The sequence below is a fragment of the Streptomyces griseus subsp. griseus genome, assembly GCF_000720255.1.
Lineage (GTDB): Bacteria > Actinomycetota > Actinomycetes > Streptomycetales > Streptomycetaceae > Streptomyces > Streptomyces griseus_I.
The window spans coordinates 204,787-221,235 of the sequence record NZ_JOJE01000005.1 but is presented as its reverse complement, the minus strand read 5'-3'; the positions used below and the strand labels follow the sequence as shown (position 1 = coordinate 221,235).

Annotated in this window: 15 protein-coding genes; 6 read left to right on the top strand and 9 right to left on the bottom strand. The window is 72.4% G+C overall.

All coding sequences use genetic code 11. The annotated features are described in order from the left end of the window. Positions 1-13: 13 nt before the first annotated feature. From IG99_RS09280 to zapE, 8 genes are all read right to left on the bottom strand, one after another. Positions 14-1,534: an FAD-dependent oxidoreductase gene (locus IG99_RS09280; protein ID WP_037671783.1), complete on the bottom strand. Its 1,521-nt coding sequence runs from the start codon at positions 1,532-1,534 to the stop codon at positions 14-16. Between the two features lie 17 nt (positions 1,535-1,551). Further along, complete coding sequence (locus tag IG99_RS09275; RefSeq protein WP_037671782.1) at positions 1,552-2,421, bottom strand: PPK2 family polyphosphate kinase; 870 nt, start codon at positions 2,419-2,421, stop codon at positions 1,552-1,554. 30 nt (positions 2,422-2,451) lie between these two features. Continuing rightward, positions 2,452-3,840: an alkaline phosphatase PhoX gene (locus IG99_RS09270; protein ID WP_037671781.1), complete on the bottom strand. Its 1,389-nt coding sequence runs from the start codon at positions 3,838-3,840 to the stop codon at positions 2,452-2,454. Between the two features lie 89 nt (positions 3,841-3,929). Next, positions 3,930-4,811: a slipin family protein gene (locus IG99_RS09265; RefSeq protein WP_037671778.1), complete on the bottom strand. Its 882-nt coding sequence runs from the start codon at positions 4,809-4,811 to the stop codon at positions 3,930-3,932. Between the two features lie 112 nt (positions 4,812-4,923). Beyond that, positions 4,924-6,414 (bottom strand): SulP family inorganic anion transporter, encoded by a 1,491-nt coding sequence (locus IG99_RS09260; protein ID WP_051865064.1) that lies wholly within the window; start codon positions 6,412-6,414, stop codon positions 4,924-4,926. A gap of 8 nt (positions 6,415-6,422) precedes the next feature. Further along, positions 6,423-7,004: a carbonic anhydrase gene (locus IG99_RS09255; protein ID WP_037671777.1), complete on the bottom strand. Its 582-nt coding sequence runs from the start codon at positions 7,002-7,004 to the stop codon at positions 6,423-6,425. A 79-nt stretch (positions 7,005-7,083) separates the two neighbouring features. Further along, the gene (locus IG99_RS09250; protein WP_037671776.1) at positions 7,084-7,485 is read right to left on the bottom strand and encodes a hypothetical protein; all 402 of its coding nucleotides are present in this window, start codon (positions 7,483-7,485) and stop codon (positions 7,084-7,086) included. Between the two features lie 209 nt (positions 7,486-7,694). Continuing rightward, a complete protein-coding gene (gene zapE, locus IG99_RS09245; protein ID WP_037671775.1) occupies positions 7,695-8,816 on the bottom strand; it encodes a cell division protein ZapE in 1,122 nt (373 codons plus the stop codon). Between the two features lie 36 nt (positions 8,817-8,852). Here zapE and IG99_RS09240 point away from each other — a divergent pair, with 36 nt between their 5' ends. From IG99_RS09240 to IG99_RS09220, 5 genes are all read left to right on the top strand, one after another. After that, entirely contained in the window at positions 8,853-9,761 is a 909-nt protein-coding gene (locus IG99_RS09240; RefSeq protein ID WP_037671774.1) for a pyrimidine reductase family protein, read from the top strand. Positions 9,762-9,865: 104 nt separating this feature from the next. Then, positions 9,866-10,321 carry a hypothetical protein gene (locus tag IG99_RS09235; RefSeq protein WP_037671773.1) on the top strand — a complete coding sequence of 152 codons (456 nt, stop codon included), beginning with the start codon at positions 9,866-9,868 and terminating at the stop codon, positions 10,319-10,321. Between the two features lie 155 nt (positions 10,322-10,476). Continuing rightward, on the top strand, positions 10,477-11,865 hold the full coding sequence (gene murC / locus IG99_RS09230) for a UDP-N-acetylmuramate--L-alanine ligase (RefSeq protein ID WP_037671771.1): 1,389 nt from the start codon (positions 10,477-10,479) through the stop codon (positions 11,863-11,865). Positions 11,866-11,887: 22 nt separating this feature from the next. Further along, positions 11,888-12,295 (top strand): peptide-methionine (R)-S-oxide reductase MsrB, encoded by a 408-nt coding sequence (msrB, locus tag IG99_RS09225; protein WP_037672235.1) that lies wholly within the window; start codon positions 11,888-11,890, stop codon positions 12,293-12,295. Between the two features lie 56 nt (positions 12,296-12,351). Next, positions 12,352-13,944, top strand: a complete 1,593-nt coding sequence (locus IG99_RS09220) for a glycoside hydrolase family 3 N-terminal domain-containing protein (protein ID WP_037671769.1) — start codon at positions 12,352-12,354, stop codon at positions 13,942-13,944. A gap of 14 nt (positions 13,945-13,958) precedes the next feature. Here the strand turns inward: IG99_RS09220 and IG99_RS09215 are convergent, their stop codons facing one another. Continuing rightward, entirely contained in the window at positions 13,959-15,209 is a 1,251-nt protein-coding gene (locus IG99_RS09215; protein WP_037671767.1) for a glycoside hydrolase 5 family protein, read from the bottom strand. A 58-nt stretch (positions 15,210-15,267) separates the two neighbouring features. Here IG99_RS09215 and IG99_RS09210 point away from each other — a divergent pair, with 58 nt between their 5' ends. Continuing rightward, positions 15,268-16,410, top strand: coding sequence for an N-acetylglucosamine kinase (locus tag IG99_RS09210; protein ID WP_051865062.1), 1,143 nt, complete (start codon positions 15,268-15,270; stop codon positions 16,408-16,410). The last annotated feature ends 39 nt before the right edge of the window (positions 16,411-16,449 follow it).

The window sequence follows — 16,449 nt, the reverse complement described above, 5'->3', positions numbered from 1 at the left end:
GGTAGCCCCGCGCTCACGGCTCCCGCCGCTCCAGCGGGCTCGTCGCCGGGCCCTGCACCACCTTGCCGTCCGTGTCGAAGCGGGAGCCGTGGCACGGGCACTCCCAGGCGCGCTCGGCGGCGTTGAAGGCGACCAGACAGCCCATGTGCGTACAGCGGGCGGACAGGGCGTGCACCTCGCCCTCCTCGTCGCGGTAGACGGCCGCGTGCTTGCCGCGGACGCGGACGACGGCGCCCTCGCCGGGTGGTACGGCGTCCACCTCCGGAGTCGTACGCAGTCGGTCGCCGACGAAGTGCCGGGCCACCTGTGCCTGGTGCTTGAGGAACGCCGGCGCCTCCCGTACGGCGGACAGCACACGGCGCGGGTCGTACAGCTCGCTCCACGCGCACTTCTCGCCCGTGATCAGCGCGGTGAGCAGGCGGCCCGCCATCACCCCGCCGCTCATCCCCCAGCCACCGAAGCCGGTCGCGACGTAGGCGTGCCGGGTGCCGGGGTGCAGCGGGCCGACCAGGGGCACGGTGTCGGTGGAGTCGTTGTCCTGCGTGGCCCAGGCGTGGGTGAGGCCGACGCCGGGGAAGTGCTCGGTGGCCCAGTCCGCGAGCCGCTCGAAGCGGGCCGGGGTGTCGCCGGTGCCGGGCGTGAAGTGCTCCCCGGTGACGACGAGCAGCCGTCGGCCGTCCTCGCCGTAGGGAGCGGTCCGTACCGAGCGGGTGCCCTGCTCCGGCGTGATGTACATGCCGTCCGGGTCGTACTCCGTGTCCAGGGCGCCGGCGACGACCAGCTCGCGGCGCGGGGAGAGCCGGGTGAAGAGCATGGCCCGGTCGAAGATCGGGTAGTGCGTGGCCACGACCACGTCCCGGGCGGTCACCGTCGCCCCGCTGTCCGTCGCCAGCCGGCACGGCTCGCCCTCGTCCAGCCCCACCACGGTGGTGTCCTCGTACACCAGCGCACCCCGCGCGGCCAGATCGTCGGCGAGGGCGAGCAGGTACTTGCGCGGGTGGAACTGCGCCTGCCCGGCCACCCGTACCGCGCCCGCCACGGGGAACGGCAGCCCGGTCTCCGTCACGAACGACGCCGGCAGCCCCGCCTCCCGTGCCGCCTCGGCCTCCGCCCGTACCTCCGCGACCCGGCTCGGGTCGTGGACGTAGGTGTAGGCGTTCCTGCGCTCCCATTCGCAGTCGACGCCGAGCTCGTCCGCGACCTCCGCGATGTGCTCGACCGCCTCCGTCTGCGAGCGGGCGTACAGCCGCGCCCCTTCCGCGCCACGGGTGCGCCGCAGCCGGTCGTAGATCAGCGTGTGCAGCGCGGTCAGCTTGGCGGTGGTGTGCCCGGTGACCCCGGCGGCCACCCGTCCGGCCTCCAGCACGGCCACGGAACGCCCCGCCCGGGCCAGCTCCCACGCCGTGCTCAGCCCCGCGATCCCGGCGCCGATCACGGCCACGTCCACCCTCAGGTCCTCCGCCAGCACGGGACGCGACGGCCCGGGAGCCGTCTGAAGCCAGTACGAACCCTTGACGTGCCGGTAGTCGGTCATGTCGGGCGAGTACCCCTTCAGCCGCCCTTCAGCAGCCGTTCCCGGCACGCCTCCACGTCGAAGCCGGCCTCCGGGTAGCGCGGGTCCAGTTCCTCCAGGTGTTCGAGGAGGAGGGTGCCGACCGCCCAGTTGCGGTACCACTTGTGGTCGGCGGGGATCAGGTACCAGGGGGCGGCCGGTGTCGAGCAGCGCTCCATGGCGATCTCGTACGCCTCCCGGTACGCGGGCCGGCGGGCGCGTTCGTCGATGTCGCCCGGGTCGAACTTCCAGTGCTTGCGGGGGTTGTCGAGACGCTTGAGCAGGCGGCGCCGCTGCTCGTCGTAGGAGATGTGCAGGAAGCACTTGAGCAGCGTGATCCCCTCGTCGGCGAGGGACCGTTCGAAGTGGTCGATCTCGCCGTAGCGGTGGCCGACCTCCCCGGGCGGGGCGAGGCCGTGGACACGGGCGATGAGGACGTCTTCATAGTGCGAGCGGTCGAAGATGCCGAGCTCGCCCGGCTGGGGGAGTTCCTTGCGGATGCGCCACAGGAACGGGTGCTCCCGCTCCTCCGGCGTGGGCGCCTTGAACGCCTTGATGCGACAGCCGGCCGGGTTGAGCCGGCCGATGACGTGCTTGACCGTGCCGCCCTTGCCGCTGGTGTCCATGCCCTGGAGCACCAGGAGGACCCGGCGGCGGTCACCGGCCGAGCCCGCCGCCCACAGCCGTTCCTGCAGTTCGGCCAGGCGCTTGCCCGTCCGGGCGGTCGCCTCGCGTCCGGCCGCCTTGTCAGGTGGGCCGCCGGGGGTGCCCCCGGCGTCGTACGCCGACAGGTCGACCGGTTCACCCGCGGGCAGCCGCAGCAGCTCCCGCAGGCCGGCCGTCCCGTTCGGCGCGTCCTCGTCGGTCATGGGGGCACCCCCCGTCGTCACGGTGTGCTGCTACCCCCGCCACGGCCCCCTCACCGCGAACGTCGTGCCCGGGGTGTAGCAGTTGACGTACATCGTCCCGCCGTCGGGGGAGAAGGTGACGCCCGCGAACTCGCCCCACTCCGGTTCCTCCGGCGTGCCGATGTTCTGGCGGCCGCGGGCCATCGCGTAGACCTCGCCCTGCCTGGTGACGCCGAAGACGTGCTGGGCGCCGTTGCCGTCCTCGCAGACCATGAGGCCGCCGCCGGGTGCCAGGCAGATGTTGTCCGGGGACTCGCCGGGGAGCTGCACGTCGGTGTCCGGGCCGAAGACGATCACCAGCGTCAGCCGACGGCGGGCCGGGTCGTAGCGCCACACCTGGCCGAAGTGGTCGGCGGCCGAACCGTCCGCGGCGATGGCGAACGACGACACGAAGTACACGCAGGCGCCACCCCAGTAGCAGCCCTCCAGCTTCTGCGCGTGGGTGATGCCCTTCGGCCCGTAGTCCTGGAGGCGGGTGGGCGTCTGCGCGGCCAGCGGGTCCGGTACGTCCACCCACTCGATGCCGTCGAAGGTGGCGCCCGTCTCCTGGATCGAGGACAGGTCGGGCACGCCCGGCACCCGCATCGCCTGGAGTCTGCCGCCCGCGCGCAGCGATCCGACGCCTCCGAGCGGCCTGTTCGGCAGGAAGCGGTAGAAGAGGCCGAACGGCTTGAGGAACGCGTCCTCCGTCTCGTACACCACCCCCCGGTGCGGGTCGATCGCGATCGCCTCGTGCTGGAAGCGGCCCATCGCGGTCAGCGGTACGGCACCGGTGCGCCGGGGGTGCGCCGGGTCGACCTCGAAGATGAACCCGTGGTCCTTGGTGTAGCCGTTGGTGCCGGCCTTGTCCTCGGTCTCCTCACAGGTCAGCCAGGTCCCCCAGGGGCTCGGGCCGCCGGCGCAGTTGACGGCCGTACCGGCGATCGCGACCCGCTCGGAGAGCACGTCGCCGTCGGTGTCCAGTGTCAGGGCCGTACAGCCGCCCTTGCCGGCCGGGTCGTAGGTGAGGCCCTCGACGGTCGGGACGGGGATCCTCGCCGTCGGCCGGTTCTCGTGGTTGCGGACCAGATGTACGACGCGAGCGCCGTCGCGGCGGCCGGGCAGCGCGGTCATGCCGTCGTGGTTGGACGGGACCGGGCCCTCGCCGGAGCGCAGTGGGTCCCCCTCACGGGACAGCACCCGATAGCGGAATCCTCTCGGCAGATCGAGCAGGCCCTTGGGGTCGGGCACGAGGGGGCCGTAACCCGTGTGGCCCAGGGTCCGTGCGGCGGCGGTGTTCGCGAAGAGGTCGGAGAGGTTTCCGGCGAAGGCGATCGAAACGCCCAACGCCCCGGTACGGGCGAACAGTTGACGCCGTGTGGAGCCACTGAGGGTGGACATGGGGCAACCTTCCTGCTGGCGGACAGGACTGTGACCCCGCTGTGTGTATCACGGGCCGACGATCACCGGAACCACGCGTGGAGCACGTGTCACGGGTCGAGGCCCTTCAGCTTCGGCGGCCGGGGCGGCTCCGGCGGGGGCTGCTGCTGCGGTGTCTGCGGCGCCCGCTGTGCCTCCTCGTGCGACGTCTGCTGCGGTGCCTGCATCGAGATCTGCGGTGCGCGCTCCAGGAACCGCAGCAGCTCCACCGGGAACGGCAGCACCAGCGTCGAGTTCTTCTCGGCGGCCACCGCCACCACCGTCTGCAGCAGCCGCAGCTGGAGCGCGGCGGGCTGGTCCGACATCGCCTGCGCCGCCTCGGAGAGCTTCTTCGAAGCCTGGAGTTCGGCGTCGGCGTTGATGATCCGGGCCCGTCGTTCACGGTCGGCCTCGGCCTGCCGGGCCATGGACCGCTTCATCGATTCCGGCAGTGACACGTCCTTGATCTCGACCCGGTCGATCTGCACGCCCCAGCCGACGGCCGGGCTGTCGATCATCAGCTCCAGGCCCTCGTTGAGCTTCTCCCGGTTCGAGAGCAGGTCGTCCAGCTCGCTCTTGCCGATGATCGAGCGCAGCGAGGTCTGCGCCATCTGCGAGACGGCGAAGCGGTAGTCCTCGACGTTGATGATCGCGGCGGCCGCGTCCACGACCCGGAAGTACACGACGGCGTCGACCCGCACGGTCACGTTGTCGCGGGTGATGCCCTCCTGGGCGGGAATGGGCATCGTCACGATCTGCAGGTTGACCTTGTGCAGCCGGTCCACGGCGGGGACGACGAGGGTGAACCCCGGCGCGCGCACATCGCCGCGCGCCCGTCCCAGCCGGAAGACCACCCCGCGCTCGTACTGCTTCACGACACGCGCGGCGGCCCCGATATAGACAACGCCCGCGGCGCAGACCGCCGCGGCCGCTCCCAGCAGCTCCTGGAGCATGACGACCCCCTCGTCGAGAGGCCCTGTATGTCTGCTCCTGTAACGATATGCCCAGCCCGAGATCCTGGTCGAGCGCAGGGTCCCGGGCCGGGCATCGGCGTGTGGGGTGTGCCTAGGCCGGTTCGGTCACCTTCACCGGCTCCGTACCGACCGCGCTGTGCCGTTCGGCCCAGTTCTCCAGCGCCGTACGGCAGGCGTGGTCCAGGTGGTGCAGGCCGGACAGGTCCAGCTCCACCGGCCGGTCCTGGGGCAGCGCCTCCAGGCTGTCGAGGATCTTCGGCAGCCGCAGGAAGGTCGCGTTGCCCGACAGGTACGCCTGGACGGGGCCCGCGCCCTTGTCGACGACCTCCAGCCTGATGTGTGAGGCCTCCCAGGCCGTCTTGACGACGGCCAGCGCGAGACCGATGAGCACACCCTCGAACATGCTGACCGCGACGATCGCCACGGCCGTGACGACGAGTATCAGCGCCTCACCGCGGTGCTCGCGCCACAGCGTGACGATCTGCCCGACGGGGATGAGCTTGGCACCGGCGTGCACCAGGATGCCGGCCAGGGCCGGGAGCGGGATGTACGCCAGCACGTCCGGCAGCAGGGCCGCGAACAGCAGCAGCCACACGCCGTGCATCACACGGGACGCCTTGGTCCGCGCACCCGCCCGGACGTTGGCCGAGCTGCGCACGATCACCGCGGTCATCGGCAGCGCGCCGAGCACACCGCACACCGCGTTGCCCGCGCCCTGTGCCACCAGCTCCTTGTCGTACTCGGTGCGCGGACCGTCGTGCAGCCGGTCCACGGCCGCCGCGCTGAACAGCGACTCGGCGGACGCGATCAGCGTGAACGCGACGACGGTGCCGATCAGACCGACGTTCGCGAGCTCACCGAACCCGCCCAGTGACGGCGGCTGGATGGAGCTCAGCAGGCCCTTCACCTCGACGGTGGCCACCGGCAGGCTGAACACCAGCACGGCCAGCGTCGCGAGGCCCACCGCGGCGAGCGGACCGGGGACCGTGCGCAGCTGCTTCGGCATGCGCGGCCACAGCACCAGCACGGCTATGGTGCCCGTGCCGACCGCCAGCGAGGTGAGCGCCTCGGTGTTGCCGAGGGCGCCGAACAGCGCCTGGGGCAGGCCGGCGATCTTCGCCAGACCGGACTCCGGGGCCTTGTCGCCGATCACCGAGTACAGCTGCCCGGCGATCAGCACGAGACCGATTCCGGCCAGCATGCCCTCGACGACGGAGACCGAGATGGCCCGGAAGTAGCGCCCCAGCTTCAGGACGCCCATGAGGATCTGGAGGGCGCCGCAGAGGAGCACGATGACTCCGAGGACGGGCAGCCCGAACTCCTGCACCGCTTCGAAGACCAGCACGGTCAGACCCGCGGCCGGGCCGGACACCTGCAGGCTGCTGCCGCGCATGAGTCCCGTGACGAGGCCGCCCACGATGCCGGTGATGAGCCCGAGCTCGGCCGGCACACCGGAGGCGACGGCCACGCCGACGCACAGCGGCAGCGCGACCAGGAACACCACGAGGGAGGCCAGGAAGTCCTGCTTGAGATGGGGGAACTTGCTCTGCTTGGTCGCTTGCTGAATCGTCTGCTCGCTCATCGGGGCGCTCACAGCGCCTCGAAGACGTCGGTGTCCGTGCTGTGTTCGCGCACGGCACCGGTGTGCACCTCGTAGTACCAGCCGCGCAGCCGCAACTGGTCGTTGGCCAGCCGCTTCTCCACGCAGGGGTAGGAACGCAGGCGCAGCAGCTGGGCGAGCACGTGGTTCTGGACGGCCGCGGCGACGGCCGGGTCGGCCGCGTCCACCTCTCCCGGCTCGTCGGCGGCGTGCGCGAGCCAGTCACGCACGGCGGGTACGGCTTCCAGGTCGTCGCCGCGGACCAGGGCGCCGACCGCGCCGCAGTGCGAGTGACCGCAGACGACGATGTCCTGGACGCCGAGGACCTCCACGGCGTACTCGATGGTGGCGGCCTCGCCGTAGCAGCGGTCGGAGCCGTACGGGGGGACGATGTTGCCCGCGGTGCGCAGTTCGAAGAGCTCTCCGGGACGGGCGCCCGTGATCAGGGCGGGGACGACCCGGGAGTCGGAACAGGTGATGAACAGAACCTGGGGGGACTGGCCATGGGCGAGCTGGGCGAACTCCTCAGGGCGCTGTCCGAACGTACGGGCGTTGTCGATGAGGGGCTGCATGACGTAGTGACTCCTCCTGGCGCGCCGTGGGGGCGCGTCGGACGTGCAGGACAGGGTGGGGGGGGACTGCTCTGCTGTCTCAGCAGCGGAAGACCTGGAGTGCTGCCGGAGTGTGGGCGGTCGAGGATCTCGACTCGCCCTGGTACGCGACGCCGGGCACCGCTTGTCGGCGGTCGGGCGCGGGGTCCTCCGCCCGCAGGGGGCGCTCGGGCGCCTGGGACGTCGAGTCGGCCGTGCCGCGGAAACGGTCGCGGGTGCGCGCCGGGCTGGTGGTGCCGCCCGAGTGCGCGCAGTTGCCGGATGTCACCCGTTCGTCGCGCAGCGTCTTGCCCTTGGGTTTGATTCCGGGCTCGGCGGTGGCCTCGACGTGACGCGATGAGTGCGCGGGTGCGAATGACGGTGCCAGAGTGAAGAACGGGAGCGCGAGCAGGACGGCGGCGAGGATCCGGACCAGCGTCCGGGCTGTCGTACCTCGGAACATGCGCCCCCCTTCCGGAACTTCACGTCTCTAGTCCAGACCATCGGTTGGTCAACGACTGGTCAAGAAACACGTTAACCCTGCGAGGCCGTTTGCAGGGTTAACACGACGTTTCGAGTTCAAGAGAGCGTGAAAAGCACAGGTTTTCTGGCGTGATCTTACCCTTGACCCGAGGTGGCGTATTCGGTTATTGGCTCGATCGTGCGTTCGAATTACGAGGGTTCGGCGAGCCGCTTGGCGTCCCGGGCCAGCGCGGTGAGCCGCGAGATCGCCCGGAAGTACTTCTTGCGGTAGCCGCCGTTCAGCATCTCCTCGCTGAACAGCTGGTCGAAGGGCAACCCCGAGGCCAGGACGGGCACCTCGCGGTCGTAGAGCCGGTCCGCGAGGACGACCAGCCTCAGGGCCGTCGACTGGTCGGGCACCGGCCGCACGTCGGTGAGGCAGACGGCCTTCAGTCCGTCCGTCAGCGCGCCGTACCGGCTGGGGTGGACCCGGGCGAGGTGCTCCAGCAGGTGCGGGAAGTCGTCGAGCGAGGCGCCCCCGGTGGCGTACGCCGCCTTGGTCACCGCTTCGTCGGAGTGCGGCGCCGGAGCCTCGGGCAGCCCGCGGTGGCGGTAGTCCTCGCCGTCGATGCGCAGCGCCCGGAAGTGCGCGGACAGGCCCTGGATCTCCCGCAGGAAGTCGGCAGCCGCGAACCGGCCCTCGCCGAGCTTGCCCGGCAGCGTGTTGGAGGTGGCGGCGAGCGCGACGCCCGCCTCCACCAGCTTGCCCAGCAGGGTCGAGACCAGGACGGTGTCCCCGGGGTCGTCCAGCTCGAACTCGTCGATGCACAGCAGGCGGTGCCCGGAGAGGGTGCGCACCGTCTGCTGGAAGCCGAGCGCGCCGACGAGGTTGGTGAGCTCGACGAACGTGCCGAACGCCTTCAGCGCCGGCTCGGCCGGAGTGGCGTGCCACAGCGAGGCCAGCAGGTGGGTCTTGCCGACGCCGTACCCGCCGTCGAGGTAGACACCGCGCGGCCCGGCCGGGGCCTTGGGCGCCCTCGCCTTCCCGAACCCGAACCCGAACAGTCCGCGTTTGCCGGCGCCGGTGGCGTGCGCCCCGCCGAGCCCGCCCGCGAAGCCCTCCAGGACCCGCACGGCCTCGGTCTGGCTGGGCTGATTCGGGTCCGGTATGTACGTGCCGAAGCGTACCGAGTCGAACCGCGGGGGCGGCACCATCTCGGCGACCAGCCGGTCCGCCGGGACGTACGGCTCACGGGAGCACAGGGACACGGGGGCCGCGTCGGCCGCGGGGCCGAGGCCGCCGGACGACGGGGCGGAGGTGGAGGAGGACACGCTTACCCATGCTAGAGGCCGTGCCACACTGCACGGATGCGACGCCTGTTCCCTGTGACCGACCAGACAGCGACGAGGGCCTCCGGCGAGAGCGGCGGGGGCGGTGCGGGAGAGACGGTGGGGGCACCCGGTGGGGTCTCCGGCAGCGAGGGTTCCCGTGCGGTCCCGGCGGTCGATTTCGGCCACGGCGGCCTTCCCGCCGGTGACCTCGTCGACCGCGAGTGGAGTCTCGACGAGCTCGCCGCCGCGTACGCCTATCCCGAGCCCGGCCCCACGGGGCGTGAGCCGTGGCTGCGCGCCAACATGGTGTCCACGCTCGACGGTGCCGCCCAGCACGACGGCCGCTCACAGCCCATCTCCAGCGCGACCGACATGCGCGTCTTCGGCACCCTGCGCGGACTCGCGGACGTGATCGTCGTCGGCGCGGAAACCGTCCGCCACGAGGGCTACCGCCCGGCGCGCGTGCGTGCGGAGTTCGCCGAGCTGCGGGAGGCGGCGGGGCAGACCCCGGCCCCGGCGATCGCCGTGGTCAGCGCGAGCCTGGAGCTGGACTTCACCCTCCCCCTGTTCACCTCACCCGTGACCCCCACCCTCGTCCTGACCGGCGCGGCCGCCGCCCCCGACCGGATCGCGACCGCGGAGAAGGCCGGCGCGCGCGTGGTGATCGCCGGTGACGGCGTCGGCGTCGACCCGGCCCGCGCCGTGCGGGCCCTCGCCGACCTCGGCCACACCCGGCTGCTCACGGAGGGCGGTCCGCGGCTGCTCGGACAGCTCGTGGCGGCCGGGGTGCTCGACGAACTCTGCCTGACCGTCGCCCCCCTGCTCACCGCCGGTGACGCGCAGCGCATCGCGGGCGGGCCGTCGGTGGGGGTGCCGCGACACTTCGAGCTGGTGTCGCTGCTGGAAGAGGCCGGGTTCCTGTTCAGCCGCTACCGTCGGTCCTGAAAACGACGGGCTCGAGTTGGAGGCCTGCTACGGCTCACGGAGGGAAGAGGGTCCCCCACGGGATCCTCGGAGGAGAAGGGGCGCTGGTGTTCAGAAGCGTTTTGATGATCGAGAAGGCCCTGACGTCCGCCGACGTGGAGTTCGTCACCACCTTGCACGGGGAGGAGCAGGTCTACTTCCACGTGCTGCTCCAGCCGCGCGGCGACCAGGCGGACCGGCTGCTGCGGGCCATCGACGACGTCGCGCTCGGCGAGCTCGACGAGGCGGCGCGGGAGCGGGAGACGCCGGAGGGGGAGGAGGCCAAGGGGTTCGGAGAGAGAGCCCTCGATGTGTCCCTCCAGGCGCTGCACGCGTCGGGGAGCGAGGCGGAGGGGCGGCTGGTCGAGGACCATCCGCTGGATGCGCTGAAGTCCCTGGTGGGGGAGGTCTCGGCGGACGAGGTGATCGTCCTGACCGATCCCCATTACGTGGAGGAGTTCTTCCATCGGGACTGGGCTTCCCGGGCTCGGCACAAGGTGGGGGTGCCGGTGCTGAAGCTGTTCTCGCACAGCAAGGCGTAGGGCTCCGCCGGTCGGCGGGTGCGGGTTCGTGGGGGTTGCCCGCGCCCCGCGGCGGAGCCGCGGATCGACCCAGCCCCGCGCCCCTTGGGTCGGCCCCCTGCCCCGCGCAATAAAGTGGGCCTTTCATCGTCGTAAGCACCCTGGGAGACACACACATGGCACCCGGCCTTCCTACCGCCATGGAACGACCGCACTTCATCGGGATCGGTGGGGCCGGAATGTCCGGGATCGCGAAGATCCTGGCTCAGCGTGGGGCCAAGGTGGCCGGCAGTGACGCCAAGGAGTCGGAGACGGTCGCGGCGCTGCGGGCGCTGGGTGCGACCGTGCACATCGGGCATGCCGCCGCGCACCTCGCCGACGACGCGAGCTGTGTCGTCGTGTCGTCCGCGATCCGGCAGGACAACCCGGAGCTGGCCCGCGCGGCCGAGCTGGGCATCCCGGTGGTGCACCGGTCGGACGCCCTGGCCCGGCTGATGGACGGGCTGCGGCCGATCGCGGTCGCGGGTACGCACGGCAAGACCACGACGACGTCGATGCTGGCGGTCTCGCTCAGCGAGCTGGGGCTGAAGCCCTCGTACGCCATCGGCGGCGACCTGGACGCGCCCGGCTCCAACGCGTTGCACGGCGAGGGGGAGATCTTCGTCGCCGAGGCGGACGAGTCGGACCGCAGCTTCCACAAGTACGCCCCCGAGGTCGCCATCGTCCTCAACGTGGAGCTGGACCACCACGCCAACTACGCCTCGATGGACGAGATCTACGAGTCCTTCGAGACCTTCGCGGGCCGGATCGTGCCCGGCGGCACCCTGGTGGTCTCGGCGGACCACGAGGGCGCGCGGGAACTGACGCGGCGGCTGGCCGGCACGGTGCGGACGGTGACGTACGGCGAGGCGGAGGACGCCGACGTACGGGTGCCGTCGGTGCTGGCACAGGGCCTCAAGAGCCAGGTCACCGTGGTCATGGACGGGCGGGAGCTCACCTTCGGGGTCTCCGTGCCCGGCCGCCACTACGCGCTCAACGCGGTGGCCGCGCTGGCCGCCGGTGCGGCGCTCGGCGTCCCGGCGGACGAGCTGGCGCCCGCGCTGGCCGCGTACACGGGCGTCAAGCGGCGCCTCCAGCTCAAGGGCGAGGCCGCCGGCGTCCAGGTCATCGACTCCTACGCGCACCACCCGACCGAGATGACGGCCGACCTGGAGGCGATGCGGGCGGCGGCCGGTGAGGCGCGCATCCTGGTCGTCTTCCAGCCGCACCTCTTCTCGCGCACCCAGGAACTCGGCAAGGAGATGGGCCAGTCCCTGGCCCTGGCGGACGCATCGGTGGTCCTGGACATCTACCCGGCCCGCGAGGACCCGATCCCCGGGGTGACCAGCGAGCTGATCATCGAGGCGGCGCGCGCGGCGGGCGCCGAGGTGACGGCCGTGCACGACAAGGACGAGGTGCCGTCGCTGATCGCGGGAATGGCACGGCCCGGTGATCTCGTTCTCACCATGGGCGCGGGCGATGTCACCGACCTCGGCCCGCGGATCCTGGACCGTCTCGCGAAGTAACAGCAGTAAGGGGTTGGCCTTCATGTCGTACGACGTCGAAAAGCCCGACGAGCAGTGGCGGGCGGAGCTGACCCCGGCCGAGTACCAGGTGCTGCGGCAGGCCGGCACGGAACCCGCCTTCACCGGTGAGTACACCGACACCAAGACCACGGGCGTCTACTCCTGCCGCGCCTGCGGCGCCGAGCTGTTCACCTCGGACACCAAGTTCGAGTCCCACTGCGGCTGGCCGTCGTTCTTCGACCCGAAGGACAGCGACGCGGTGGAACTCCTCCAGGACCGGTCCTACGGCATGGTCCGTACGGAGGTGCGGTGCGCCCGGTGCGGCTCGCACCTCGGGCACGTGTTCGAGGGTGAGGGGTATCCGACGCCGACGGACCAGCGGTACTGCATCAACAGCATCTCGCTCAGGCTGACACCGCGGGAGGGGTGAATCGGCAAGCCGGGGGCTTGTTGACTTTCGGCTCGATCAACCAGAGTATTCCGGGGGTGACCCACACCGCGCACGAGTCCGTCGGTCCCTTCCTTCCCTCCGCTCTCGACGAGGCGGCCCACCGCTGCCTCGTCGCGGGCTTCGACGGCACCACGACCGTCCCCGACACCCTGAAGCGGCTCATCGACCGCGGACTGGGCGGCGTCATCCTGTTCACCCGGAACGTGCGGGACGCGCGGCAGGTCCGCGAGCTCACCGACACGCTCCGGGCGATCCGCCCGGACCTGCTCGTCGCCATCGACAACGAGGGCGGCGGCATCGGGCACCTGGTCGGGGCGGGCGCGCCCGACGTGCCCGGTTCCTGGGCGCTCGGTGTCGTCGACGACCCGGCCCTCACCGCCCGCTGCGCCGACGCCCTCGCCGGGCATCTCCTCTCGCTCGGCATCACCGCCTCGTACGCGCCCGTCGCCGACGTCCAGCGGCGGCCGGAGAACCCGATCGTGCGGACCCGGTCCTTCGGCGCCGACCCTGAGCTGGTCTCCCGGCACCTGTGTGCCTGGATCGCCGCGACCGAGGCTCGCGGGGTCGCCTCCTGCGCCAAGCACTTCCCCGGCCACGGCGGTACGGTCACCGACAGCCACCACGAGATCGCGGTCGACCCGCGGCCGTACGACGCGCTCGACCTCGCGCCCTTCCGGGCCGCCGTCGACGCGGGCGTGCCGATGCTGATGAGCGCGCACGTCGTCTTCCCCGCGCTCGACCCCGACCGGCCCGCCACGCTCAGTCCCGGCATCCTCGGCGGCCTGCTGCGCGACGAACTCGGCTTCGACGGGGTCCTGGTCAGCGACGCGCTGGAGATGCGGGCCATCGCCGACCGGTACGGCGAGGCGGCGGGCGCCCGGCTCGCCCTCGGTGCCGGAGCGGACCAGGTCATCGTCGCCGTACCGGACCTGTCGACCACCCTCGCCTGCCGGGACGCGGTCCTCGACGCGCTCAGCGCCGGGGAGCTGGCGGCGGAGCGGGTGGAGGAGGCCGCGGGGCGGGTACGGCGGCTGGCGGAGCGGTACGCGGTCCGGGCGGGCGTGGGTGTCGTGGCGGCTGGGCCGGCGGGCGTGGGCGGGGCGGGCGTCGGGTCGGTCGGTGCCGGGGTGCTGGGCGTGGGGGCGGTGGGCGGCGGGCCGGGTGCCGCGGTGTCCTGGGACGTGGACGCCGGGCTGACCGCGGCGCGGCGGGCCGTCCGCGGTCGCGGGCCGCTCCCTGCGCCCGTACCCGGTGCGCACGTGGTCGACCTCTTTCCGCCGCCGCACCCCGCCCTCAACTGGGGCGGCGAGGACCTGCTGAGCGAGCTGCGCGCCCTCGATCCGACGGCCACGGGGGCGGCCGTCCCCGGAGAGCCCGCCGATCCGGCCGGTGTGGCGGAGGAGGTGCTGCGTCTCGCCCAGGGGCGCCCGCTGGTGGTCGCGGTGTGCGACGCCGGGCTGTATTCCTGGCAGCGGCGCCTCAGCGACACCCTGATGGCCGCGCGGCCGGACGCGGTGCGGGTCTCGACAGGCCTGCCGGAGGCGTCGGAGGGCGCTGAGGTCCTCTGCTCGTACGGCCGCGGGCGGGTCAACCTGCGGGCGGTGGCGGAGGTGCTGGCGGGGGCGTGAACCGCCCCCGGCGCTCACTCCGGCCGTAGTACCTCCTTGATTCCGCGGGCCGTGAGGTGGTCCTCGTCCTCCGCGTGTCGGGCCAGGACGACGGCCGGACGGGCTCCCTCCGTGCGCAGGCGCATCCAGGTCTCGAAGAAGCTGCCGCCCGGGCCGGAGACGGAGCGGGTGGACGGGGTGCAGTCCAGGACCAGGGCCGTCTCGCGTGCGGGGGCCGGGCGGGGGTCGGCGCGGAGGTCGGCGACCGTGCCGGCGAGGGCCTCGGCGATCGGCTTGGGGCGGCCCGCGGAGTCGAAGAGGCCGAGGGTGTACTCGAGCTCGGGGTAGTCGGCCAGGGCGCGGTCCACGTCGTGGGAGCACCACCAGGTCACGCCCCACACGTCCGCGCAGCCGGCCGCGTTGCGCAGGGTCGCCCGGGCGAACTCCGGGGCGTCGGCCGCGGGGATGTGCGGTTCGGGCGCGCCGGTCTCCTGGACCCAGACGGGGCGGCCCGGGGCGGTGGCGTAGGCGTTGGCGAGCTCGACGCCGTACTCGGCGAGGTGCAGCACCTGCGGGGAGCGCGGGCCGTAGCGGCGGGCGCAGTCGCCGGAGAACACCCAGGGGTGGACGGTGGTCAGATCGCCCTTGCGGGCGGACGCCTCGGGGGTGAAGGGGTGGTCGTCGCCGTACCAGGCGGCGTCGTACGCGGAGTGGGTGACCAGGCCGCCGCCCTCGCCCAGGCCGTCCCGGGCGGCGGCGAGCAGGGTGTCGAGGTAGTGGTCGACCTGGTCCGTGGTGACGGGGTTGTGCTCGACCAGGTTGTTCAACTCGTTGCCGAGCTGGAGCCCGAGGACGTTCGGACGGCCGGCGAGGGCGCGGCCCAGCGTGCGCAGGAGGGTGGCCTGGGCCTCGATCGCGTCCGGGTCGGTGAACACGTTGCGGTGGTGCCAGGAGCGGGTCCACTCCGGGTAGAAGTCGAAGCTCGACAGATGGCCCTGTACGCCGTCCACGAGTACGTCGAGATCGAACTCGGCGGCCAGGTCGACGAGTTGTACGACCTGGTCGACGGCGGTGGCGCGGACGAGAGTACGGTTCGGCTGCAGGAGCGGCCACAGGTGGAAGACCCGGACGTGGTCCAGACCGAGTCCGGCCATCTGCGCCAGATCTTCACGGGCGTGTGCCGAATCGAAATCGTGCCAGGCGTGGAACCAGCCCCGTCGAGGCGTGTAATTGACGCCAAACCGGAGCGGCGGTGCGGGCACGGTGGACGCGTGGGGAGCGGCGATGGGGTCCTCCTCCGGTCAGGCTTGTCTCCGCCGAATGTATCAACCACCATGGGCGCCAATGAATAATGATTTGAACCAGGATTTCGTCGCCGGTGAGTACGTCGTGGGGATCGACGCCGGCGGCACCCGTACCCGCGCCGTCGTGGCGGCCGTGCGGGGCGGTGATCCGCTCGGGGAGGGCGGCGGCGGGCCCGGGAACGCGCTGACCGTCGCGGTGCCGCAGCTCACCGAGCACCTCGTGGAGGCGTTGGGACGGGCGGTCCCGGAGCGGCTGCGGCGCGGTGTGGTCGCGGTGGCGGGCGGGTTCGCCGGGGCCGCGCGCACGGCGGACGAGCCGGGCCGGACCAGGGCGCGGGCCGCGCTGACCGAGGCCCTGCGACGGCTCGGCATCCCCGCCCGCTCGGTCGAGATCCACAGCGACATCGAGGTCGCGTTCGCCTCCGCGCCCGGACACCCCGCCGACGGGCTGGCGCTCGTGGGCGGGACGGGCGCGGTCGCGGCCCGGATCGAGGACCGCGTGTGCGGGGCGATCGCGGGCGGCGACGGATGGCTCCTCGGCGACGACGGCAGCGGCTTCTGGATCGGCCGGGAGGCGGCCAGGGCGGCCCTCCGCATGGCGGACGGACGCGGACGGCCCACGGCACTGGCCGCCCTGGTGGGCCGGGAACTGGGGGTGCCGGGAGAGGTGTTGCCCGGCGGGGAGCCGCCGGGCGGCGGCCGGGTGCCGGGGATCGGACCGGGCGGCGTCCTGCCGGGCGAGGTCTCGCTGGGCGACTCCCTCATGGGGGAGGCCGACCACGGGGGAACAGGACTCTCCTACGGTGATGAGGGTGGCCCCGGCTGGACGCGTGCGCAGCGATCGGCGTACCGCATGTACGTGCTGCCCGCCGTCATGGACCGGCCGCCGGTGCGGCTCGCCGGCCTCGCCCCCCTGGTGACGCTGGCCGCGCAGGACAAGGACCCGGTGGCCGAGGCGATCCTCCAGGAGGCGGCCGACCATCTCGCCGACACGGTGGAGGCACTGGCTCCCCGGCCGGGTGAACGGCTCGTCGTCACCGGCGGCCTGCTGGGCCCCGACGGCCCGCTCCTCGCCCCCGTCGCCGAACGCCTGCGCGTCCTCGGCCTCACGGTAGACCGCGTGACCGACGGCTGCCCGGGAGCGATGGCCCTGGCCCGCCTCGCCCTCGCCGACGAGGACTGACCCCCGAACAAGAACAAGCCCCTCAAAGAAGGGACCGGC